General features: G+C 40.5%; 19 protein-coding genes and 1 other annotated feature. Of the genes, 18 read left to right on the forward strand and 1 reads right to left on the reverse strand.

Features of this window, described 5'->3' with window-relative positions:
• Positions 1 to 37 precede the first annotated feature (37 nt).
• Positions 38 to 111: a sequence feature (ribosomal protein L21 leader region), on the forward strand.
• A 17-nt stretch (positions 112 to 128) separates the two neighbouring features.
• From rplU to rpmA, 3 genes are read left to right on the forward strand one after another with little or no spacing between them, the layout of a single operon-like run.
• Positions 129 to 437: a 50S ribosomal protein L21 gene (gene rplU, locus CPS94_RS02660; protein ID WP_056960100.1), complete on the forward strand. Its 309-nt coding sequence runs from the start codon at positions 129 to 131 to the stop codon at positions 435 to 437.
• A 21-nt stretch (positions 438 to 458) separates the two neighbouring features.
• Positions 459 to 785, forward strand: a complete 327-nt coding sequence (locus CPS94_RS02665) for a ribosomal-processing cysteine protease Prp (RefSeq protein ID WP_112195305.1) — start codon at positions 459 to 461, stop codon at positions 783 to 785.
• A 22-nt stretch (positions 786 to 807) separates the two neighbouring features.
• The gene (gene rpmA, locus CPS94_RS02670) at positions 808 to 1,089 is read left to right on the forward strand and encodes a 50S ribosomal protein L27 (RefSeq protein ID WP_004048016.1); all 282 of its coding nucleotides are present in this window, start codon (positions 808 to 810) and stop codon (positions 1,087 to 1,089) included.
• Between the two features lie 136 nt (positions 1,090 to 1,225).
• Here the strand turns inward: rpmA and CPS94_RS02675 are convergent, their stop codons facing one another.
• Positions 1,226 to 2,104: an N-acetylmuramoyl-L-alanine amidase gene (locus CPS94_RS02675; protein ID WP_112195303.1), complete on the reverse strand. Its 879-nt coding sequence runs from the start codon at positions 2,102 to 2,104 to the stop codon at positions 1,226 to 1,228.
• A 213-nt stretch (positions 2,105 to 2,317) separates the two neighbouring features.
• Here CPS94_RS02675 and pyrH point away from each other — a divergent pair, with 213 nt between their 5' ends.
• The 15 genes from pyrH (at position 2,318) to infB (ending at position 24,686) form a co-directional block, all read left to right on the forward strand.
• On the forward strand, positions 2,318 to 3,040 hold the full coding sequence (gene pyrH / locus CPS94_RS02680; protein ID WP_004048013.1) for a UMP kinase: 723 nt from the start codon (positions 2,318 to 2,320) through the stop codon (positions 3,038 to 3,040).
• An 8-nt stretch (positions 3,041 to 3,048) separates the two neighbouring features.
• The gene (gene frr / locus CPS94_RS02685) at positions 3,049 to 3,612 is read left to right on the forward strand and encodes a ribosome recycling factor (protein WP_004048012.1); all 564 of its coding nucleotides are present in this window, start codon (positions 3,049 to 3,051) and stop codon (positions 3,610 to 3,612) included.
• A gap of 105 nt (positions 3,613 to 3,717) precedes the next feature.
• Positions 3,718 to 4,494, forward strand: coding sequence for an isoprenyl transferase (locus CPS94_RS02690; protein WP_112195301.1), 777 nt, complete (start codon positions 3,718 to 3,720; stop codon positions 4,492 to 4,494).
• Positions 4,494 to 5,282, forward strand: coding sequence for a phosphatidate cytidylyltransferase (locus tag CPS94_RS02695; RefSeq protein WP_112195299.1), 789 nt, complete (start codon positions 4,494 to 4,496; stop codon positions 5,280 to 5,282). Before CPS94_RS02690 ends, CPS94_RS02695 begins: the two co-directional genes overlap by 1 nt.
• 33 nt (positions 5,283 to 5,315) lie before the next feature.
• On the forward strand, positions 5,316 to 6,590 hold the full coding sequence (rseP, locus tag CPS94_RS02700; protein ID WP_112195297.1) for an RIP metalloprotease RseP: 1,275 nt from the start codon (positions 5,316 to 5,318) through the stop codon (positions 6,588 to 6,590).
• 27 nt (positions 6,591 to 6,617) lie between these two features.
• Positions 6,618 to 8,339 carry a proline--tRNA ligase gene (locus tag CPS94_RS02705; protein WP_112195295.1) on the forward strand — a complete coding sequence of 574 codons (1,722 nt, stop codon included), beginning with the start codon at positions 6,618 to 6,620 and terminating at the stop codon, positions 8,337 to 8,339.
• A 69-nt stretch (positions 8,340 to 8,408) separates the two neighbouring features.
• On the forward strand, positions 8,409 to 12,749 hold the full coding sequence (locus tag CPS94_RS02710) for a PolC-type DNA polymerase III (protein WP_112195293.1): 4,341 nt from the start codon (positions 8,409 to 8,411) through the stop codon (positions 12,747 to 12,749).
• Positions 12,750 to 12,990: 241 nt separating this feature from the next.
• Entirely contained in the window at positions 12,991 to 14,703 is a 1,713-nt protein-coding gene (locus CPS94_RS02715; protein ID WP_112195291.1) for an IS1182 family transposase, read from the forward strand.
• Positions 14,704 to 15,029: 326 nt separating this feature from the next.
• A complete protein-coding gene (locus CPS94_RS02720) occupies positions 15,030 to 19,253 on the forward strand; it encodes a Rib/alpha-like domain-containing protein (protein WP_112286363.1) in 4,224 nt (1,407 codons plus the stop codon).
• A gap of 81 nt (positions 19,254 to 19,334) precedes the next feature.
• Positions 19,335 to 19,811: a ParB N-terminal domain-containing protein gene (locus CPS94_RS02725; protein WP_112195287.1), complete on the forward strand. Its 477-nt coding sequence runs from the start codon at positions 19,335 to 19,337 to the stop codon at positions 19,809 to 19,811.
• Positions 19,812 to 20,025: 214 nt separating this feature from the next.
• Complete coding sequence (rimP, locus tag CPS94_RS02730) at positions 20,026 to 20,496, forward strand: ribosome maturation factor RimP (protein WP_004047998.1); 471 nt, start codon at positions 20,026 to 20,028, stop codon at positions 20,494 to 20,496.
• A gap of 29 nt (positions 20,497 to 20,525) precedes the next feature.
• The gene (gene nusA / locus CPS94_RS02735) at positions 20,526 to 21,683 is read left to right on the forward strand and encodes a transcription termination factor NusA (protein WP_112195285.1); all 1,158 of its coding nucleotides are present in this window, start codon (positions 20,526 to 20,528) and stop codon (positions 21,681 to 21,683) included.
• A gap of 11 nt (positions 21,684 to 21,694) precedes the next feature.
• On the forward strand, positions 21,695 to 21,994 hold the full coding sequence (rnpM, locus tag CPS94_RS02740) for an RNase P modulator RnpM (protein WP_010689155.1): 300 nt from the start codon (positions 21,695 to 21,697) through the stop codon (positions 21,992 to 21,994).
• Positions 21,984 to 22,298 (forward strand): L7Ae/L30e/S12e/Gadd45 family ribosomal protein, encoded by a 315-nt coding sequence (locus CPS94_RS02745; protein WP_004047992.1) that lies wholly within the window; start codon positions 21,984 to 21,986, stop codon positions 22,296 to 22,298. The genes rnpM and CPS94_RS02745 overlap by 11 nt, the downstream gene beginning before the upstream one ends.
• Before the next feature lie 72 nt (positions 22,299 to 22,370).
• Complete coding sequence (infB, locus tag CPS94_RS02750) at positions 22,371 to 24,686, forward strand: translation initiation factor IF-2 (protein WP_112195283.1); 2,316 nt, start codon at positions 22,371 to 22,373, stop codon at positions 24,684 to 24,686.
• The last annotated feature ends 17 nt before the right edge of the window (positions 24,687 to 24,703 follow it).

A 24,703-nucleotide genomic window follows, 5' to 3' on the forward strand; every position in this document is an offset into this window, starting at 1 on the left:
ATAATTTGATATTATATTAGCGTTGTATTTGTGCATGCCACAACTGCAACCGCACGTTTTAAGTTCAAGTGCTCTTTGAGCCACTACATTACGGCGAGTCTAAGTAAAATACAAGGAGGTGCACATTAATGTACGCAATTATTGAAACAGGTGGTAAGCAACTTAAAGTAGAAGCTGGTCAAGCTATCTACGTTGAAAAGTTGGCTGCTGAAGCTGGTGAAAAAGTAACTTTTGATAAAGTTGTTTTAGTAGGCGGCGAAAACACAAAGATCGGTACACCTTTTGTTGAAGGTGCTACTGTTGAAGGTACTGTTGAAAAGCAAGGCCGTGCTAAGAAAGTTGTTACTTTCAAGTACAAGCCTAAGAAGCATCAACATACAAAGCAAGGTCATCGTCAACCATACACAAAGGTTGTTATCGACGCGATCAACGCATAATTTTTGCGAGGTGGACGTTAGATGATCCATGCAAATATTATTAAAAATGGTAAAGTGATCGAAGGTTTCGACATTACTGGTCATGCAGGTTTTGCAAAAGCTGGTGAGGATATTGTTTGTGCAGCTGTTTCGGTGTTAGCGATCAATACGATCAATACGTTGGAAAAGTTGCTGAAACAAAAATTTGAACTAGTTGAAGATCAGAAAAATGGTGGGCTTTTGCAAGTGGCTTTATCAGATGAGGGACGAAATGATCCCGCAGTTCAATTGATCTTATCGAGCCTTGAATTAGGTTTGAGAGATGTTGAACAGAGTTATCCAAAATATATAAAAACGAATATAAATTAAGCAATAAGGAGGTGCACGAACTATGTTAATGAACTTACAATACTTCGCTCATAAAAAGGGTGGTGGTTCCACTTCTAACGGTCGTGACTCACGTTCTAAGCGTTTAGGTGCTAAGAGTGCTGACGGTCAAACAGTTAACGGTGGTGCTATCTTATACCGTCAACGTGGTACACGTATTTACCCAGGTGTTAACGTTGGTATGGGTGGCGACAACACATTGTTTGCTAAGGTTGCTGGTGTCGTTAAATTTGAACGTAAAGGCCGCGATAAAAAGCAAGTTAGTGTTTACCCAGTTGCTGAATAATCAGTGATTTATAAGACGTCCTAATTCTCATATACGAGGGTTGGGACGTTTTTATTTTGCAAAAAAGATGATAGATCAAATAAATAGGTCTTCTAGAAAAAGATAGCCAAATGCTATCTTTTTAGAAGACCTAACTTTATTTATTTGTATCTTTTTGTGCTGCGAAATATTTTTCTAATCCTTGATAAACGTCATTTACAACGGTCGCACGGTAAAACTTAGAGCTTATCTGATCAAAGTCACGATCGGAATTGATGTATCCCATTTCTAATAGGATCGCTGGTTCTTTGATATCACGAATGACCAAAAAGTCACCGACTTCGACCCCGCGATTTTCTAAGCCGATCGCCCCGAACTCCTTATTTACTATCTGGGCTAATTTAAGTGAATTTTTATGGTAATAATAGGTCGTAAAACCAGAAGCCGTATTTTTGACTGGCGACGAGTCAAAGTGGAAACTGATAAAAGCATCCGCATGGACTTGATCTGCTAGTGCAGGGCGCTTGCTTAGGCTGACAAAAGTATCATCGCTACGTGTAAGATAGACTTTTGTGTTTTGTTTACGTAATTTTTTTGCCAATAGTTTGGCATAAGCTAAAGTGTATTGTTTTTCTTCTTTTTTCTCAGTGTTTGAAGTCGCCCCAGAATCATAACCACCGTGACCAGGATCGATCACGATCGTCGCATTTGAGAGATCAGTAACTGGTAATTTGTAGCTACTGTTGATCATCCAATCAGCGACCCAGCCTTTTTTTTCATCGTCAGTTTCAACATACATCCAATGATATTTACTTTTTAAGACAGTTACACGTTGATTTTGCTTGAGTTGACTGATTTGATCATATTCAACACCAGGGCCTTTTTTGAGGACAGCATAGTTAGTTTGGATCTCTAGTTGTCCGAAATATTTATAAGTGCGATAACCTAAAATGCCAACTAGTATGAAAATGATCGCAAATAGGACCCGAATACGTTTGGGGAGGCCAGATCCATGAGAAGTTCTAGGCTTTTCCATGTGCATCACTCCAAATTTAACAACTATTCACATTATAGCAAAAATGCTTTGTGTCCAACAAGTAAATGCTAACGGTTTCCTAACAAAGCCTGTTGAAATGTAAAAACAAATTAATAGTTGGCAAAACCCCCGATAGAATGATAAAATTTATTCAAACGGCTTTCGTTAAATCGTGAACGAATTTCAGCAAAATTGTTTTAGGAGGATCAACTAATGTCTGACATTAAATACAAACGAGTTGTGATGAAACTGAGCGGGGAAGCATTGGCCGGTGATGCTGGTCAAGGTATCAATCCGCCAGAGATCCGTAAAGTTGCCGAAGAGATCAAAGAAGTGCATGACTTGGGTGTTCAAATCGCGATCGTTGTCGGTGGTGGCAATATGTGGCGTGGCGAATCAGGTGCACAAATGGGAATGGAGCGCGCTCAAGCCGATTATATCGGAATGCTTGGGACAGTGATGAATGCTTTGGCACTACAAGACAATTTAGAATCGATCGGAGTACCAACTAGAGTTCAAACTGCAATTGAAATGCGCCAAGTAGCTGAACCATATATTCGACGTAAGGCTATGCGGCATTTGGAAAAGGGACGTATCGTGATCTTTGCAGCCGGTACCGGCTCACCATATTTCTCCACGGATACGACATCAGCTTTACGGGCGTCAGAGATCAATGCTGATGTGATCTTGATGGCTAAAAATGGTGTTGACGGCATTTATTCAGCCGATCCACGTAAAGATGCAAATGCAGTCAAATACGATAAGCTGACCCATATGGAGATCATCAATAAGGGATTACAAGTCATGGATACAACAGCTTCATCACTATCCATGGATAACAATATCCCACTTGTGGTCTTCAACATGAATGAGCGTGGAAATATCAAGAAAGTTGTTCAAGGTGAAACGATCGGAACAACAGTTGAAGGGAAGTAAATAAATTTATGAAAATCACAGATCCAACTATTTTACAATATCAAGAAAAAATGACCAAAGCAGAAGAAGCTTTACAACGTGAATTGGGTACGATCAGAGCAGGGGTAGCCAATGCTAGTTTGTTAAACCGAGTAAACGTTGAATATTATGGGGTGCCAACACCACTTAATCAAATGGCTCAGATCAGCGTTCCAGAAGCACGTGTGCTTCTCATCACACCATACGATAAGTCTTCTTTAAAAGACATCGAACATGCGCTCTTAGCATCTGATCTAGGTATCGCACCTATGAATGACGGGTCAGCTATTCGTTTAGTGATCCCACAATTGACTGAAGAACGGCGTAAGGAATTAGCTAAACAAGTTAAAGCAACTTCTGAAAAGGGCAAAGTTGCTGTTAGAAACGTTCGCCGTGAAATGATGGATGCTTTGAAGAAAGCTCAAAAGAATGGTGATTTGACTGAAGATCAATTACGTGACTTGGAAGATGTTGCCCAAAAAGTAACGGATAATTCGATCAAAAATATTGAAAATATTACAGCAGAAAAAGAAAAAGAAGTGCTTGCCGGCTAGGTGAAAGCTTTATTTTGCTGATAATAACGGGGCAAGGGCTCGTCGAAACAGGCGCTTACTGGATCGACGAATTTGTCCCGTTATTCTTTTAACAGAGGTGAAGATATGTTTTCTAACTTATTTAAAAATAAGCAGGCAGCACAAAACAAGCTAGATCAAAAACGGATACCGGCTCATGTTGCGATCATCATGGATGGTAATGGTAGATGGGCAAAAAAGCGTGGCTTGCCCCGAGTTGCCGGACACAAGCAGGGAATGGAGACGGTCAAAACGATCACTAAAGCAGCTAGTGATCTGGGGGTCAAGGTGTTGACATTATATGCTTTTTCAACGGAAAATTGGAAAAGGCCCCAAGCTGAAGTCGGTTTTTTAATGGATCTTCCAGTAAAATTTTTTAATACATTTGTCCCGGATCTGATCGCAAACAATGTCCGTGTCAATGTGATGGGGTATACAGATAAATTACCTGATTCGACAAAAAAAGCAGTTTTTGATGCAATCGAGCAGACTAAAGATAATACCGGCATGGTCTTGAATTTTGCTTTGAATTACGGGGGGCGTGCCGAGATCACGACTGCAGTCCAAGCCGTAGCAACTCAAGTTAAACAAGGAAAATTAGAGCCATCACAGATCGATGAAAATGTTTTTTCAGAGGCTTTGATGACGGCTACCCTCCCTTATGCTGATCCGGAATTACTGATCCGCACGAGTGGGGAAGAACGGATCTCTAACTTTTTATTGTGGCAGATCGCTTACAGTGAGTTAGTATTTACAGATGTTTTATGGCCGGATTTTTCGGCTGAAGATCTAGAATTATCGATTTATAAGTTTCAGCAACGCGATCGACGCTTTGGTGGGCTGAATAAGAAGGAGGACAATTGATGAAACAGCGTGTTATAACAGCGGTGATCGCTTTGATCATTTTCTTACCATTGCTTTATCTAGGGGGACTTTCCTTTGATATCTTGGTAACATTGATGGGGATCGTCGCCATGTCAGAATTTTTGATCATGAAAAAGAAATTACTCGTGTCATTTGAGGCGATCGTTTCTTTTCTTTTGATGCTATCGATTTTATTGCCGGTCTTTTGGGCTGGTTTTTGGACACAGGATACTTTAGGGGGCAGCTTTTATTTGCTAGCCCTAGTCATGCTAGTCTACACTGTGATCTCTAAAAATCGTTTTTCATTTGATGATGCAGGGGTCTTATTATTAGGTGGACTATATGCGGGGCTTGGTTTTAGATTTATGATGCTAGCTCGAGCAGAGAGCTTATGGATGATGCTTTACGCCTTATTGATCGTTTGGATCACAGACAGTGGTGCTTATCTGATCGGACGTAAGATCGGTAAGAATAAATTAGCACCACATATCAGTCCCAATAAAACTTGGGAAGGTTCGATCGGTGGTTCGCTCAGTGCGGTAGTTATTGTAGGCGCATATCTATATTTTGTACAAGCTGCGTTTCCATATAGTTTCTCAACTATGCTTTTGTGGACTTTAGTCTTCTCAGTTGGAGGCCAACTTGGTGATCTGATCGAGTCAGCCTTCAAGCGTCATTATGGGGTCAAGGATTCCGGTAAGATCTTACCGGGTCACGGTGGGATCTTAGACCGCTTTGATTCATTACTATTTGTTTTACCATTGATGCATTTTGCTGGCTTGATCTAAATAAAACGATTAGGATAAGGACGGTAGAGCAATATGATAACAACTATAATTACATTTATCATCGTCTTTGGGATCTTAGTATTTGTCCATGAATTTGGACACTATTATTTTGCCAAACGTGCTGGGATCTTGGTCCGTGAGTTTGCGATCGGGATGGGACCTAAACTGTTTGCATATCGCAAGAATGGCACGACCTATACTTGGCGGATCTTACCACTGGGTGGTTATGTCAGCATGGCAGGTTTGGAAGATGATACCGAAGAGCTAAAAAAAGGGATGCCAGTCAGTTTGATCACTGACGAAAATGGTGTCGTTCAAAAGATAAATACTAGTAAAGAACTCACTTTAGTCGAAGGGATCCCGCTCGAATTGACTGACTGGGATCTAACGGATGGACTTTGGGTCGAAGGGTATGAAAACGGCACTGAAGATGAGATCAAACGCTTCAAAGTTGATCATGATGCCTTGATCATCGGTAAAGATGGGATCGAACTGCAGATCGCACCACGTGATGTGCGTTTTCAGTCGGCTTCGTTAGTTGATCGGATGTTGACCAATTTTGCAGGGCCATTGAATAATTTCTTGTTAGCGATCGTAGCGTTTGGCTTAGTAGCCTTTTTACAAGGAGGGGTCCCTGTAACGACTAATACGATAGCTCAAGTTCAAACTGATTCAGTTGCTCAAAAAGCAGGTCTAAAAGCAAATGATACGATCATTGCGATCGATGGTGCTAAAACACCGACTTGGGACGATGTGGCCCAACATATCAGATCAGCTGATGGCAAAGAACTTGTTTTAACAGTCAAACGAGCTGATAAAAAGCAAAATATCAAAGTCACACCAGTCCAAAAAAACGTAAATGGACAAAAGGTCGCCCAGATTGGTATAATTGCTAAAGGAAAAATGGATCGTTCTATCAAAGCCAAGCTGACTTATGGTTTTACCCAAACTTGGTATGTGATAAAACAGCTAGGAAATGCCTTAGCATCAATGTTACACGGCTTTAGTCTAAATGATCTAGGTGGTCCAGTAGCAATGTTTTCACTCACATCACAGGCTAAAGAAAATGGCCTGATCAGTGTTGTGACACTAACAGCACTGTTGTCAGTTAACTTAGGGATCATCAACTTGTTACCGATTCCTGCTTTGGATGGGGGCAAGTTGCTATTAAATATTATCGAAGCGATCAGAAGAAAACCACTTGATCCAGAAAAGGAGATCATTATCACAATGATCGGTTTTGGATTTTTGATGATCTTGATGCTTCTAGTTACGTGGAATGATATTCAACGCTATTTCTTCCGCTAATTAAATATAAAAGGGGTCTAAGTAAGAATGAAACAATCAAAAATGTTGATTCCAACATTAAAAGAAGTGCCAAGCGATGCTGAAGCACTCAGTCACCAGTTGATGTTACGAGCTGGTTATATCAAACAAGTAACAGCCGGAGTCTATGCCTACTTACCATTGGCTTATCGGGTCTTAAATAATATCGAAACGATCATCCGGGATGAAATGGACAAGATCGATGCCGTTGAAATGCTTGTACCAGGAGTTTTGCCAGCTGAGCTTTGGGAAGAGTCTGGTCGTTATAAGACATACGGAGCTAACTTATTTAAATTAAAGGATCGTCATGAACGTGACTTTATCTTAGGACCAACACATGAAGAGACATTTACTAAGATCATCAAAGACGCGATCAAGACATACAAAAAATTACCTTTGACGTTGTATCAGATCCAAATGAAGTATCGAGATGAAAGTCGTCCACGTTTTGGACTATTACGGGGGCGTGAATTCTTGATGTTAGACGATTATTCATTCCACACAGATATGGAAAGTTTAGATCAAACCTATCGTGACATGGATAAAGCCTACCAACATATCTTTGAACGTGTCGGTCTTGATTTTAGAGGGATCATTGCTGATGCTGGTGCAATGGGTGGTAAGGATTCTAAAGAATTTATGGCGATCGCACCGATCGGGGAAGATACGGTCGTTTATTCCGATTCAAGTGATTACGCTGCTAACCTTGAAATGGCAAAAAACTTGCGGATCAATAAGAAATCTCATGAAACGCCAAAGGAATTGACAAAAGTAGCCACACCAGATGCAAAGACGATCGATGAAGTTTCAGCTTTCTTAGAAGTTGAGCCTGAAAATATGATCAAAACCTTGGTCTTTATGGCTGATGAAAAACCAGTTATCGTTTTGATGCGTGGTAATGACGAACTCAATGAAGTTAAATTGAAAAACTACTTAGATTGTGATTTCCTAGATCCAGCTGAAGATAACAAAGCGCGTGAACTTTTAGGTGCAGATTTCGGCTCTTTAGGACCAGTTGGTGTAGCAAAAGACATTAAGATCGTAGCTGATCTGGATGTTGATGGGATGGTCAATGCTAATGTAGGGGCTAACGAAAATGGTTACCACTACATGAACGCTAATATCGAACGCGATTATCGGGTAGACGATTTTGTTGATCTTCGGACCGTCAAAGAAGGGGATCTTTCGCCAGATGGTGAGGGTGTCCTTAAGTTTACTCGTGGGATCGAGATCGGTCATATTTTCAAATTAGGGACACGTTATTCTGAAAGTTTAGGTGCGACAGTTTTAGATGAAAATGGGCGTGAAGTACCGATCATCATGGGTAGCTATGGTATCGGGGTATCTCGTCTGCTATCTGCGATCGTAGAACAAAATAGCGATGAAAATGGGATCATTTGGCCACGTTCGATCGCACCGTTTGATATTCACGTGGTACCGGTCAATGTTAAAAAAGAAGAACAAGTTAAACTAGCAACTGAGATCACAGCAATGTTAGAAGATGCTGGCTACAAAGTTTTAGTTGATGATCGTAAAGAACGTCCAGGGGTAAAATTTGCCGATGCTGATCTTATCGGTCTACCTGCTCGGATCACAGTTGGTAAAAAAGCCGATGAAGGAATCGTTGAGATCAAATTACGTCGTACAGGCGAAACACTTGAAGTTAAGACAGATGAATTATTAAATTCGATCAAGATCTTACTCAAAGAAGATCAAGGCATTTTTGGCTAGATATAGATAATTGGACTGGCGAAAGTGACTTCACCAGTCCTTTTATTTCTGATAGAGAGGGGTCAGAATTTGGAACCAAATAAACAGGAATTGTTTTTGCGCTTACTTGAACAGATCAAGTGGCAACATTTACCAGAAGAACAAGAGCTCTTTATTGGAGCTACGATCGATAAAGTCGAAGTTCATACAGCTTCAAAACGCTGGGAATTTGTGATCAGTCTAAAGCAAGTGTTGCCCTTTACAACATTTTTGCGCTTTAACCACGCCCTTGCCAACGCTTTTGAACCGATCGCTCAAACGACTTTGAACTTGAAAGTCCAAGAGAAAACGTTAAATGCTCGTGATCTGGGTGATTATTGGGCCTATGTGGTTTCAACGTGCGGGGTCAATTCGCCTTTGATCCAAGAATTGTGTCAAGGTAAGGTACCGTATTTAGATGATAACCGTGTCATGTTGTTAGCTGAAAATGAGATCATCAAAAACTTTTTGACGACCCAAGCTTTAGGACCGATCGAACGGACATATCACCAGTATGGCTTTCCTAAATTTACGATCAATACGCTGATCGATGAATCAAAGTCTCAGGCTAAGATCGATGAATACAAAGAACAAAAAGCTAGATCTGATGCACAATTGGCCCAACAAGCTGTTGAGGCGATCCAAAAACAAAATGAAAAACGACAACAAAAAGCCAAAGAAACAGTCACTGTTGACGGACCAGTTCAACTTGGCAAGAAGATCGCTGATGATGCTGAGATCAGACAGATGGCAACGATCACGGAAGAAGAGCGTTCAGTGGTCGTTCAAGGTTATATTTTCGATAAGGAAGTTAGGACTCTACGCTCTGAGCGCAAATTGCTCATCATCAAGGTCACGGATTATTCTTCATCAATGGTGATCAAGAAGTTTTCGCGCAATGAAGAAGATGAAGCGATGTTTGATGCTTTAGCTGTAGGTAAGTGGGTCAAAATTCGTGGGAGCGTTCAAGAAGATACCTATATGCGCGATCTAGCGATGAATGCTTATGATATCGTTGAAGTAGCGCATGAAGGACGCAAAGATACCGCACCAAAAGACCATAAGCGGGCTGAATTGCATGTGCATTCCAATATGAGTATGATGGATGCGACAAACAGCATCAGCGACTATGTCAAGCAAGCAGCAACTTGGGGCCAAAAAGCGATCGCGATCACTGATCATAGTACGCTACAAGCTTTCCCAGAAGCGCATAGTGCAGGGTTGAAGAATAATGTCAAGATCTTATATGGGGTCGAAGCTAATGTTGTTGATGACGGGCAACCGATCGCCTATAATGAACAACACGTGAAATTAAAAGATGCGACTTATGTAATTTTTGATACGGAAACGACAGGGTTATCGGCTCGTTATGATAAGGTCATCGAATTAGCGGCAGTCAAGATGAAAGATGGCGAAGTGATCGAGCGCTTTGAACAATTTATCGATCCCGGACATCCTCTTTCACAAACGACGATCAAATTGACGTCGATCACTGATGATATGGTCCGAGGCTCAAAGTCCGAAAAAGAAGTCTTTGAGATGTTCCAAGAATTCTGTAAGGGTAGTATCATTGTTGGGCATAACGCGACCTTTGACGTGGACTTTATGAATACTGGTTATGCTCGGCATGGACTGCCCTTGATCGGTGAACCTTGGTTGGATACATTGCCGATGGCACGCTTATTGTATCCAGAGATGAAAGGTTTTCGTTTGAATACCTTAGCTAAGAAATTAAATGTTAACTTGGAACACCATCACCGGGCGATCTATGATGCGGAAGCAACGGGCTACATCTATTATGCAATGCTAAAAGATGCTGAAGAGAAGTTAAATATCGAATATCATGATCAATTTAATACGCAAAATGATGATGATACTTATAAACATCAGCATCCGTTTCATGCAGTGATCTTGGCTAAAACACAAGAAGGGCTCAAAAATCTCTTTAAAGTTGCTTCAGAGTCAATGGTCAAGTATTTTTACCGCATTCCACGGGTACCACGCTCGGTCCTAGATAAATATCGTGAAGGCTTGATCGTTGGTTCAGCGTGTGCTGATGGGGAAGTTTTTACTGCGATGATGCAAAAAGGTTATGAACAAGCTAAAGAAAAGGCAAAATATTATGATTATTTAGAAGTTCAGCCTAAAGCACTATATGCACCTTTGATCGAACAAGAGTTAGTCAAAAATAATAAAAATTTAGAAGAGATCATTGCTAATATGGTGCAATTAGCTGAAGAGCTCAAGATCCCGATCGCGGCTACGGGGGATGTGCACTTTATGAATAAAGAAGATGCGATCTACCGTAAGATCTTGATCCATTCACAAGGCGGGGCTAACCCGCTTAATAAGCTACGTGATCTACCAGATGCACATTTTCGAACAACTGACGAAATGTTGGAAGATTTTGCCTTTTTAGGTGAAGAAAAGGCACAAAAAGTCGTAGTGACTGATCCAAATAAGATCGTCGACATGTGTGATGAGATCACGCCGGTCAAGGATAAATTATATACTCCTAAAATGCCCGGGGCTGAAGATGATATCAAGAATTTGACATTGAACAAAGCTCATGAATGGTATGGCGATCCGTTACCAGATATCGTACAAAAACGCGTTGATAAAGAATTGAAATCTGTTATTGGAAATGGATTTTCGGTAATTTATTTGATCTCACAAAAGCTGGTGGCTAAATCCAATAAAGATGGTTATTTAGTAGGTTCTCGGGGGTCGGTGGGCTCAAGTTTGGTCGCAACGCTGACCGGTATCACCGAGGTCAACCCATTGCCACCACATTACCGCTGTCCAAAGTGTAAGTGGTCGCATTTTTATGAAAAAGGTGAGTATGGTTCTGGCTATGATTTACCTGATAAAGAATGTCCAGAATGTGGAACAGAATTGGTCAAAGATGGCCAAGAGATCCCGTTTGAAACGTTCCTTGGTTTCAAGGGGAATAAAGTTCCCGATATCGATCTGAACTTCTCAGGTGACTATCAACCGGTAGCTCATAACTATACGAAGGTCTTGTTTGGCGAGAACAATGTTTTTCGGGCTGGCACGATCGGTACCGTGGCTGATAAAACAGCATATGGTTATGTCAAGGCTTACGAACGTGATACTGAGCAGAATTTACGGGGCGCGGAAGTCGATCGACTGGCTAAGGGGGCTACAGGCGTCAAGCGAACGACCGGACAACACCCAGCTGGGATCTTGGTCGTACCTGATTATCTTGATATCTATGACTTTACTCCGATCCAGTACCCAGCTGACGATCTGACGGCAGCTTGGAAAACGACGCACTTTGATTTCCACTCGATCCATGATAATATCTTGAAACTCGACTGTTTAGGGCATGATGATCCGACGATGATCAGAATGTTGCAAGATCTCTCAGGGATCGAACCAAAAACGATCCCGACCGATGATCCTGGTGTGATGAAGCTGTTTTCAGGAACTGATATTTTGGGTGTCACTCCAGAGCAGATCCAGTCTAAGACGGGGACTTTGGGGATCCCAGAATTTGGGACACGCTTTGTTCGTGGTATGTTAGAAGAAACGCATCCCAAAACGTTTGCCGAATTAGTCAAGATCTCTGGGCTTTCTCACGGGACTGATGTGTGGTTAGGTAACGCAGAAGAACTGATCCAAAATGGGACCGTTACGATGCCAGAAGTTATTGGATGTCGTGACGATATCATGATGGACTTGATCCATATGGGAGTTGAGTCTGACTTAGCCTTTAAGATCATGGAATATGTGCGTAAGGGACGTGGTATCCCAGATGAGTGGCAAGCAGCGATGCGTGAATCTGAAGTACCAGAATGGTATATCGGGGCTTGCTTGAAAATCAAATACATGTTCCCGAAAGCTCACGCAGCGGCCTACGTGTTGATGGCTTTACGGATCGCCTATTTCAAGGTGTACTATCCATTAGTATACTATGCTGCTTATTTCTCAGTCAGAGCTGATGATTTTGATCTAGTTTCGATGGCTCATGGTAAAGAGTCAGTCAAAGCTGCGATGAAAGAGATCAATGACAAGGGTAATGAGGCTACGGCAAAGGAAAAAAATCTATTGACCGTACTTGAATTAGCCAACGAAATGTTGGAACGTGGCTTTGAATTCAAAATGGTCGATCTCAATAAATCAGATGCCAGTGATTGGTTGATCGAAGATAATACTTTGATCGCGCCATTTACGGCAGTGCCAGGTTTGGGCTTGAACGTTGCTAAACAGATCGTGGCGGCACGTGAGGAACAAGATTTCTTATCTAAAGAAGATCTCGCTAAACGTGGTAAAGTTTCTGCGACGATCATCGATTTTATGACCGAAAACCATGTTTTAGATGATCTACCAGATGAAAATCAATTGAGTTTATTTGAAAATTTATTCTAAATAAGCTTCGTTTTTGAAGATTAGAACAATTTAATAAAAGAGATGCCTGATTTTCAAATGGGCAACAAATGGGCAAAAATGATTCAAGAGGCTGTGACATAAGTCTCCAAAAAACGGTCGTAAATGGACTTTAAAAATTGTTCATTTACGACCGTTTTTGTATACTATAAATAAAAAAGGACATCAGAACCCCCTGATGCCCTATAGTCTACCCCCTTCAAAAAAGAAAGGAGATAAACCCATGCACAGTAATTATAACATAAATCAACTCAGTTTGAACATGGCGACCTTCTATGAACCTGAAAAAAATCATCAAGCACACTACATACACCATTTAGTCGAATCTATTGATTTTGATGACTCTTATACCTTTGGGCGTCCTTTCGAATATGAACCTCGGGTCTTACTCAAGTTAGTTCTTTTGGCATATAGTTATGGTATTTTTTCTTGTCGAAAGATCGAACGTTTTGCTCGGGAAAACGTTGTTGCCATGTGGTTGACTCAGGAAGCCCAACCTACTTATCGTACTATTGCTCGCTTTGTTGTCTCTGATACTATTGAGATGATGCTAAAAAGTTCGTTTTCTGAATTTAGAGAATATTTGCGAAAAAATGGGCTCATTGATGAGGCTGTGTTTATTGATGGTACTAAGATTCTTGCTAACGCAAATAAATACTCGTTTGTTTGGAAGAAAAATACTATTCGCTATGATGATTTAAATCGACAAAAAGCTAAAAAGTTATTGAAAGAGATCAAAGAATCGATCGTCAATATTGATTTTGCTGATGATCTGACTGTTGATCAACTTGATGAGATATGTGCCCGATTGGAACAACGAATTGAATATTTGAATGAAAAAGTCGAAGAGACTAAGAAGATCTCCCCTAATCCTGCGAAGCAGGAACGACGGACGGCCAAGAAATACTTAAAACAAACACGCGAGCGCAAACAGAAAAACTCTAAATATGCTGAACAGTTTGCCATCGTTGGCGAGCGAAACAGCTATTCTAAAACTGATAATGACGCCACTTTTATGCGTATGAAAGAAGATCCAATGAAAAATGGTCAAACCAAACCTGGCTATAATCTCCAAGTCGCTGCTAATAATCAATTTGCTTTGGACTACACCCTCGCACCTAATCCAACTGATATGCGTACTTTGATCCCATTTTTAGAAAAGATGGATGCAGATGTTATTCAAGGTCCGATAGTTGCTGATGCTGGTTATGGATCTGAACCTAACTATGAATTTATCGAAGATAAATTCGGAGTGTTTGATTACCTTATTCCATATAATACGATGTTAAAGGAAGAAACCAAACGTTGGAGATCAGATGAGCGCAAAGTGATGAATTGGCATTATAACGCTGAAGATGATTACTATATAGATCCAAAGAATGTTCGTTTTAACTTTAAACGCTATGCATATCGCCATGATACATATGGTTATAAACGAAATTTTAAAGTATATGAAGCTGAAAAATTCGATGAAGATCGTAAAGAAGATCCAAATGCATTGACCAAAAAAGGAAACGTCAGAAAGATCTATATCAATCCACAATGGGAATATTTCAAGGGGAAAGTAAAAACAAACCTTTCAAATACTGAAAAAAATAAGATCTATCGTAGAAGAAAGTATGAGATCGAACCTATTTTCGGTAATTTGAAGGCTTATTTGGGTTTTACTCGATTTACCGTACGAAGTAAGAAAAAGGTAAATCGACAAATGGGGATAGCGTTAATGGCATTGAACATGTGGAAAATGTCCACTAGTAGTTCAAAAATATCACCAAATAATAAAAACAAAAAGAAGACCATCCGAATTTTTCAAAATTTTCAAAAAATTCGAATGGTCTTCTTTAAAGATAGAGACTTATGTCACAGCCTCTTTTTGTGTTATAAGGGTTTATCGATCTGTTCTTCGAAGTCTTGGCCTCTGGCTATACCCACTTGAGCATGGTATTTGAGTGGTTGATGTGGCCGTTACATAGGTGAAAAGACCTTTACAGAGATAAAAACGACCAAACAACGAATAGTAATTCTTTATTTGTGGGGATGCAATGAACGTTAAAATCCCTATTGTTTTTTGTTGATCAAAAAGTTAATTTAGTAAATTTTTGTTTTTAATTAATAATTAAATATCTATTATATAGCTTGATTTAGTGTTAAAATAAAATCAATCTACAATTACCCCTCTGTAGATAAAAATCAAAGGTCGTGATATATGAAATTTTATAAGAAGCTTGGTGTTTTAATTTTTTTAGAAAGGTATGGTAAGTAATGGTAGGGAAAAATAATTTAAAAGTTATTCAAGAAAAGCAAAGTGATCATTATCGGAAATGGTCTATAAAGCGTTTGAGTATTGGTGTGGTATCTGTAAGCGTTGCAGCTGGCTTTTTCATTTCAAGTAATTTTCTTTCAAAAGCAACAGTATTAGCTGATGAAAATGTACAAGTTGAAAATGTAGCTACAACAGATCAAGTGAATACGTTAGGTCCTGTGGCTGATAAAGAAACCAAAAATGTAGATGATATTTCAGAAAACGCATCAACTACTGAAAATAAAGTCACTAAAGAAGATACTTCAGTTACATCTGAGGCATCAGATAGTAAAGCTAGCACTGACCAAGTGACCAATAGTGCTGAAACAACAAATTCAGCAGAAAATACAGTAAACGATATTCAACCTAAAACAGCTGGATCTGTTGATAAAGTAGACGAAAATAACAATGATACAGCAGCTACTAGTGTGACAACAAGATCAGCTGATGCACCAAATATTGTTTTAGCAAGTGATACAACAAATACTACTCCAGCTGCTACCGCTCCAACTTCAACTTCAACTAATGTAGCTGATAATAAACCGATCGATATCGATGCGATCGAATCGGGAAAGGTAACAACTGGGGGGCAACTAACGAACGCAAGTCAAGTAGTTAGTGGTTGGGTCGAATTAGCTCCAACTTCAGCTGTAGGGTATACTCCAGGAACAGGTGGCGCAACCAAGCTCAATGATTATACCGTCTATTTACAATGGATCGATACTGATGGTGCGATAAGTCCAGTTTATTCTACCAAAACCCATAATTTAGCTGGTGCATCTTCAAATGGCGGGGGGGATGGAACTTATGCTTTTGATCTACCGACATTTACAGATGCCAACGGTGTTGAACATAAATTCACCTTTATTCCGACCTCAAGTCAACGACTAAAGATTTGGCTCGCTCCAGGGCAAGTATCTGCTGATGGAAATGAATTAGTAACATTCCGTCCAGTTGTTGGAAATACTCCAGGTTTTTCAACTCCAACAACAGCTGGTGCTTTTTATTTAGCAGGTGCTAATTTACAACGGGCGAGTATTTATGTTGCTGAATTACCAACTACTGATACGCTAAATAAATTAGTTGGTGATCCCAAAAATTGGCGCTATGACGATGCTGGTCCAGATAGTAATCCTGGGGTAGTTACTCAAGATACTAATCGGGTTTCTGGGTCTGTTTGGTGGGAAACTTCTAAAAACGGGACCACTTTCCCAACATCGACAGGGGAGAATTTTGTTGATCAAACAGCAGACGAAGCAAAAAACGGTTTTAGAGTGGTCACTGCTGCATTGACTGCTGAAGGGGTCGCTGCTCTTAAAAGTACGCAAGATGCAGATAATGCAAATGATAAAGTAAAGGAGCAGTTAGCGATCTTAGAAGCACATCCAGAGTATATTCAAGAAGTTGTTATTGCACCTGTGATCGATGGAAAGTATACAGCGCACTTTACCGATGATATAGACACAGATGGGTTATATCAATTTGTCCTTAATCCAAAAGGGGAAGTTCAAACTGCCTATAGTAATTATCCAGTGCCAGCATATGGTAATCCACGTGAGTATACGCATTCTAATCCATTTGTTGTTGGTCAGCAAGTTTACAATTCTCATTTTGCGTTAGTTCCTAATTTGGAAAATTATCAAATTGATATTACTAATTTTGATACGACCTCTAAAACAGCACTTCCAGGTGAAACTGCAGTAGCAGATGTTAATGCGGTCTTTAGTCTAGGTCAAGTAACTGAGATCGTTTGGCAAGCAGGTGGCAAGGAGATAAGCCGCACGGAAGTTGCCAGTTTAGCCGATGCTAAAAAAGCTGCAGAATTTACTGTACCAATGGATATGACTGCTGATACGATCTATGACGTCGAATTAGTGGTTAATGGAGTTACTGTTGATGCTGATAGTTTCTTAGCAAAAATGCCAACCGATGCAGACAAATATACGGCAACTGGCGGAACGTTAGAAAAAGGTTATGGCGAGGCAACAAAAGCAGATGAAGTCGTAGCAAAAGTAACGACAGATTATCCAGCTGGCAGTGCTGATCAACCGGTGGTCGAAGTAGCACCAAATTATGTATCAAAATTACCAGATGGAACTAAAGCTGGTGATTATCATATTCCAGTGATCGTAACTTATCCGGATGGGACAAAAGATACGACAACGGTAACCGTGACAGTATTAGACAAAGTGATCGACCAAACAAAAGACCCAAGTCAACCAACGCCCCAAGGCTATGTCAGAGTAGTATTTGAAGCAGGGACAAACGGAAGTTTTGCGGCAGGTAGTTCAACGGTCTTTGATGTAAAACAAGGAACAGCGTTGGGCGATCTGACGTTACCACAAGTAACGGCAAACAAAGGCTTTGAACAAAAGGCCGGTACAGATGCGTGGAGTCCAGCCTTACCAACGACTATCACAGCGGCAGGGACATATACAGCTCAGTATCAAGCAACACAAACCGATGCAGACAAATATACGGCAACTGGCGGAACGTTAGAAAAAGGTTATGGCGAGGCAACAAAAACAGATGAAGTCGTAGCAAAAGTAACGACAGATTATCCAGCTGGCAGTGCTGATCAACCGGTGGTCGAAGTAGCACCAAATTATGTATCAAAATTACCAGATGGAACTAAAGCTGGTGATTATCATATTCCAGTGATCGTAACTTATCCGGATGGGACAAAAGATACGACAACGGTAACCGTGACAGTATTAGACAAAGTGATCGACCAAACAAAAGACCCAAGTCAACCAACGCCCCAAGGCTATGTCAGAGTAGTATTTGAAGCAGGGACAAACGGAAGTTTTGCGGCAGGTAGTTCAACGGTCTTTGATGTAAAACAAGGAACAGCGTTGGGCGATCTGACGTTACCACAAGTAACGGCAAACAAAGGCTTTGAACAAAAGGCCGGTACAGATGCGTGGAGTCCAGCCTTACCAACGACTATCACAGCGGCAGGGACATATACAGCTCAGTATCAAGCAACACAAACCGATGCAGACAAATATACGGCAACTGGCGGAACGTTAGAAAAAGGTTATGGCGAGGCAACAAAAACAGATGAAGTCGTAGCAAAAGTAACGACAGATTATCCAGCTGGCAGTGCTGATCAACCGGTGGTCGAAGTAGCACCAAATTATGTATCAAAATTACCAGATGGAACTAAAGCTGGTGATTATCATATTCCAGTGATCGTAACTTATCCGGATGGGACAAAAGATACGACAACGGTAACCGTGACAGTGTTAGATAAAGTGATCGACCAAACAAAAGACCCAAGTCAACCAACGCCCCAAGGCTATGTCAGAGTAGTATTTGAAGCAGGGACAAACGGAAGTTTTGCGGCAGGTAGTTCAACAGTCTTTGATGTAAAACAAGGAACAGCGTTGGGCGATCTGACGTTACCACAAGTAACGGCAAACAAAGGCTTTGAACAAAAGTCTGGTGCAGATGCATGGAGTCCAGCCTTACCAACGACGATCACTGCAGCAGGGACATATACAGCTCAGTATCAAGCAACACAAACCGATGCAGACAAATATGCCCCGTTACCTAATGATATTGAAACGTCTAAGGGAAAATTGCCACCAGCAGCAGAGGGTATCAAAAACAAAGATGAACTTCCTAATGACACCGAATATTCATGGAAAATTGAGCCTGATACAACAACTCCAGGGGATAAAGTAGGAACGATCACTGTAACTTACCCAGACGGTTCAAGTGAGGATGTTACAGTGAACATCCATGTTAGATCTGATGCCGATGAAAATGATCCAGAAGGCAATGATATCACTGTAGAACAAGGAAAACTTCCTGATTCAAGTCAAGGTATCAAAAATAAAGGTGATCTTCCTGAGGGAACAAAGTATTCTTGGAAAGAGAAGATCGATGTTTCTACTTCTGGAGATAAGCAAGGAATAGTTGTAGTAACTTATCCAGATGGTTCAACAGATGAAGTTTTAGTTACCGTTCACGTCACCGAAGTAACTAAAGATGGAGTAAGTGAAAAAACTACACCTACAGGATCTTCAGAAAGCATTCAAACTAATACAAAACAAAAACAAGAATTGGCACAATTAGGAGACAAGACTGAAACTAAAGCAGGGATCCTAGGCTTATTCTTACTGGCTGTTACAAGTATATTTGGATTGACCGCTTTCAAAAAACGTAAGGAAAACTAGCTGATTAGCTAGCTTCAGAGGTCGCAAAATAAAAACTTGCGACCTTTCTTAGTTTCTATTGAAAGGTAGGTAGATGATCGGATGAAAAGATGTACTAGTCCAGTTTATGGAACTAAGGCGATCCATGTAAGTCAGATAAGGCCAAGCAGTTATCGACAAAATGACTTTGCTCCCTTAGAAATGAAATTACTACATGAAAGTGTCAAAAATGACGGCTATACATTACCAATAGTTTGTTATTACGATAAGGACGAAGAGATCTATATCATTGTAGATGGTTATTATCGTTATCGAGTGATCGTTGAATATGCTGATATCTATGAGCGTGAAAAAGGTTTTTTACCAGTAGTTGTGATCCCCAAACCTTGTACTGGACGATTAGCAAGTACTATTAGGCACAATTGGACTCAAATAGGCTATGGTAAAAAAAACATTCGTCAAATTTTTGATAGGATCCACGACTTGAATTTATCTGATCGGTGGTTAGCTGATCAGTTGTGTATGGATCAAAATGAATTTGATCGATTAAGAAAAATGCTGGATAGTTGTAGAATATAGTTTAAAAAGTAGTCGTAGTTTTAAGTGAGATTACGACTGCTTTTTAGCGTTCTATAAATCTAGCAGTCATGACCTTGAAATTTCAAGGCTTTAGTGTTATAATTACTTATGTATTTTGATAACTCGTGAGAGTGAGCAGAGATGCTCACTCTTTTTATTGGAATAAAAAATGCGTTACAATAGAGTTACAAGTTATTTTAGAGGGGGCTAATGCGTGAGTGTTGTAGAAACAGTAACGAAGCTAGTTACACCGATCTTGGATGATCATCACTTTGAATTAGTTGATATCGAATTTGTCAAAGAAGGAAAAAGTTGGTATTTGCGTGTCTTTATCGACAAGGAAGGGGGCATCAACATCGAAGAATGTGCCCTTGTTAGTGACCAACTTAGTGAAAAGTTGGATAATTGTGATCCAGATCCCATTCCACAAGCTTATTATTTGGAAGTTTCTTCGCCAGGGGCAGAACGACCATTGAAAAAAGAAAAAGATTATGAGCGTGCTTTGAACTCATATATCAATGTTTCACTTTACCAACAACTCGATGGTAAGAAAGTATATGAAGGAACAATGACAGCATTATCCAAAGATGAGTTGACACTCGAATATATGGATAAGACCCGTAAAAAAACAATCACGATCCCACGCAAGCAAATTGCTAAAGCGCGGCTCGCAATTAAATTTTAAAAGATTATTTTTACAAGGAGAATCAAACCATGAGTAAGGAATTACTTGACGCATTAGATGCGCTTGAAACAGAAAAAGGAATCAAAAAAGAGATTGTGATCGATGCGTTGGAACAGGCTTTAGTTTCAGCTTACAAGCGAAACTATGATAAGGCCCAAAACGTAGAAGTTGAATTTGACAAGCGTAAAGGTGACATCAAAGTCTATTCCGTCAAAGAAGTTGTCAACAATGTCTTTGACTCACGCTTGGAAGTTAGCTTAGAAGATGCATTAGAGATCAACAAGGCTTATGAAGTTGGTGATACGATCCGCTTTGAAGTGACACCACGTGATTTTGGACGGATCGCAGCTCAAACGGCTAAACAAGTGATCATGCAACGTGTGCGGGAAGAAGAACGCCAAATGATCTATGATCAATATAGCAAGTATGAAAATGAGATCGTCTCTGGTGAAGTTGAACGTCACGATAGCCGTTATATCTATGTTAATTTAGGCAATGTTGAAGCTGTTTTATCTAAAAAAGACCAAGTACCAGGTGAAGTTTACAAATCACATGATCGGATCAAAGTTTACATCTACAAAGTTGTTGATCCATCGGCTAACAATAATGAGCCAGAAGTTGAAAATAAAGATGGTAAGAAGCGGCGTAAGAATCGAGGACCACAAGTTTACGTTAGCCGTTCCCACCCAGATCTATTGAAACGCCTATTTGAAAATGAAGTGCCTGAAATTTTTGACGGTACCGTTGAGATCAAATCGATCGCACGTGAAGCTGGTGATCGGGCTAAAGTGGCAGTTTACTCGGCGGAAGAAGGCGTTGATCCGATCGGAACCTGTGTGGGTCCACGAGGTGAACGTGTTCAAGCGATCGTCAATGAATTGAATGGTGAAAAGATGGATATCATTGAATGGAGTGAAGATCCAGCTAAATATATCTCAAATGCTTTGAACCCAGCAAATATCGTTGAAGTTCGCTTTGATCCTGAAAATGAACGTGTTTGCACAGTGATCGTGCCAGATGATCAACTTTCACTTGCGATCGGTAAGCGTGGGCAAAATGCTCGTTTAGCAGCGCATTTGACCGGATACAAGATCGATATCAAATCCGAATCCGATATGGCTGCTTTAGAAGCCGATGCTGAGCTAGCTGAGAAAGCAGAAGTTTCAATTGAAACGACTGAAGAATAGGGGGCACAAACATGGCACAACGCAAGATCCCAATGCGCAAAGATATCGTTACTGGTGAAATGAAACCTAAAAAAGAACTTGTACGCGTCGTGAAAAATAAAGAAAATGAAGTGAGTCTTGACCCAACTGGTAAAAAAGCTGGCCGGGGTGCATATATTCATTTAGATGTGGCTACCGCAAAGAAAGCTCGGGAACAAAAGACTTTTGATAAAGTTTTTGGTGTTAAGATCGAACCTGCTTTTTATGATGAATTAGTGGCCTATGTCGATCACCAAGTTGCACGAGCAGAGTTATTTGGCAATGGAAAATAAGATCGAACAGCGAAAAGCTCTAAACTTATTGGGATTAGCTCGGAAAGCTGGCAAGTTGACTACAGGCCAAGATCTGGTCTTAGCAGCGATTCGTTCCGGAAAGGCTAAGGTCGTGCTGATGGCAAACGATTGTGGGCAAAGCACCCAAAAGAAATTTACTGATAAGTGTAAGAGCTATGATGTAGCATTAACAACAGAATTTACAAAACAGGAGTTAAGTGCTGCGATCGGCGCAAAGCGTTCCTTGATCGCAGTTACCGATCCTGGTTTTGGGAAGAAGATACGCCAGCTTCTTTTTTCTTGATCGGAGAGTATAGAGCTTATTCGGTCAGAGATCGAGTAGGTGTGTATTCTTGAAAATAAGGAGAGTGAAGTCATGAGTAAAAAAAGGATTTATGAACTGGCTAAGGAATTAAACGTTAGCAACAAAGAAGTAATTGAAGTTGCAAAGAAAAATGGATTTAAAGTTGGCAACCACATGTCATCTTTAGACCAAGCTGCTGAAGCTAAAGTTAAAGCTTCATTTGTTAAACCAGTTAAAGCTAGTTCACAAAAGCAGGCGACTCCTAAAAAAGAAAACAGCGAGAAAAAACAAAATGTTGCTGTAAACAAAAACTCCCAAAATGCGCGGAATAATAACCATTCTAAGCATCAAAAGCAAGCATCCGCACAAAGAAATAATGAAAGGCATTCAGGGAAGCGTATGGAAAAAAACAACAACAATAATAACGCGAATAATACAAAACATCGTGGCAATAATTCCCAAGGCAATAGCCAAAACAACGCCCAAAAGAAAAACAAGTTTTCAAATAATCGCTTTGGCGGGAATAATAACAATCATAAGTTCAATAAAAAGAACAAGAAAAATAAAAATAAGAAGTTCAATCAAAAGAACAATAAACCAGCAGTTCCACCACGTAAAAACAAGCCATTGCCAGAAGTTTTGGTCTATACGGTCGGCATGAACGTGGCAGATATTGCTAAAAAGATCCACCGTGAACCAGCTGAGATCATCAAGAAGTTATTTATGATGGGTGTTATGGTCAACCAAAACCAATCCCTTGATAAAGATACGATCGAGATCTTGGCAGCTGATTACGGGATCAAGGCAGAAGAAAAGATCGAAGTTGATGTAGCTGATATCGATAAATTCTTTGAAGAAGAACAAAATAATCAAGATAATTTGACTTCACGCCCACCAGTTGTAACGATCATGGGTCACGTTGACCATGGTAAGACAACGTTATTGGATAAATTACGTCATACCAATGTTACAGCTGGCGAAGCTGGTGGTATCACACAACATATCGGTGCTTACCAAGTGCGTCATTCAGGTAAAACGATCACATTCTTAGACACACCAGGACACGCTGCCTTCACTAACATGCGGGCTCGCGGGGCGGATATCACGGATATCACTGTCTTAGTCGTTGCTGCTGATGATGGTGTGATGCCACAAACGATCGAAGCTATCAACCACGCTAAGGCTGCTAATGTACCGATCATCGTTGCGGTCAATAAGATCGATAAACCAGGTGCTAATCCAAATCACGTCATGGAACAATTATCAGAGTATGAATTGATCCCTGAAAGCTGGGGTGGCGATACGATCTTTGTTGAGATCTCAGCTAAATTCAATAAGAACTTAGAAGAATTGCTCGATATGATCTTACTTGAAGCTGAAATGCTCGAATTGAAAGCCAACGCTAAACAACATGGTGCAGGTTCAGTTATCGAAGCTCGGCTAGATAAAGGTAAGGGTTCTGTTGCCTCATTACTTGTGCAACACGGCACATTACATGTTGGTGATCCGATCGTTGTGGGTAACACCTTTGGTCGTGTGCGGACAATGACTGATGCTCGTGGGCGTTCGATCAAGAAAGCAACTCCAGCGACTCCAGTTGAGATCACTGGTCTAAACGATGTTCCCGATTCTGGTGATCGTTTCATTACATTTGATGACGAAAAGACAGCGCGGGCAGCTGGTGAAGAACGTGCTAAACGTGCCTTGATCAAAGAACGTAACCAAACAACGCATGTGACCTTAGATAACTTGTTTGATACCTTGAAAGAAGGGGATCTAAAAGAAGTTGATCTGATCATCAAAGCCGATGTGCAAGGTTCAGCTGAAGCTTTAGCACAAAGCTTTAAGAAGATCGATGTTGAAGGTGTTCGAGTAAATATTATTCACCAAGCGGTCGGTGCGATCAATGAATCTGACGTTACTTTAGCTGAAGCTTCAAATGCTATCATCATCGGTTTCAACGTACGTCCGACTCCACAAGCTAAGCTCCAAGCTGAAAGTGATAAGGTCGACATTCGTTTACACAACGTTATCTATAAGGCGATCGATGAAGTTGAAACTGCGATGAAGGGTATGCTAGAACCAGTCTTTGAAGAAAAAGTCATCGGTGAAGTTGAAATTCGTGAAACTTATAAAGTATCTAAGTTAGGTACGATCGGTGGGGGCTATGTCACAGATGGTCATATCCAACGTGATAGTGGAGTCCGCGTTATCCGTGATGGTATCGTGATCTATGAAGGTAAGCTTGCTTCGCTTAAGCGTTTCAAAGATGACGTTAAACAAGTAAAACAAGGTTACGAATGTGGTCTGATGATCGAAAAATACAACGACATCAAAGTAGGCGATCGTATCGAAGCTTACGTAATGGAAGAAGTTCCACAAGACTAATATTTGATTTGAGGAGG

It is taken from the genome of Ligilactobacillus murinus (assembly GCF_003288115.1).
Lineage (GTDB): Bacteria > Bacillota > Bacilli > Lactobacillales > Lactobacillaceae > Ligilactobacillus > Ligilactobacillus murinus.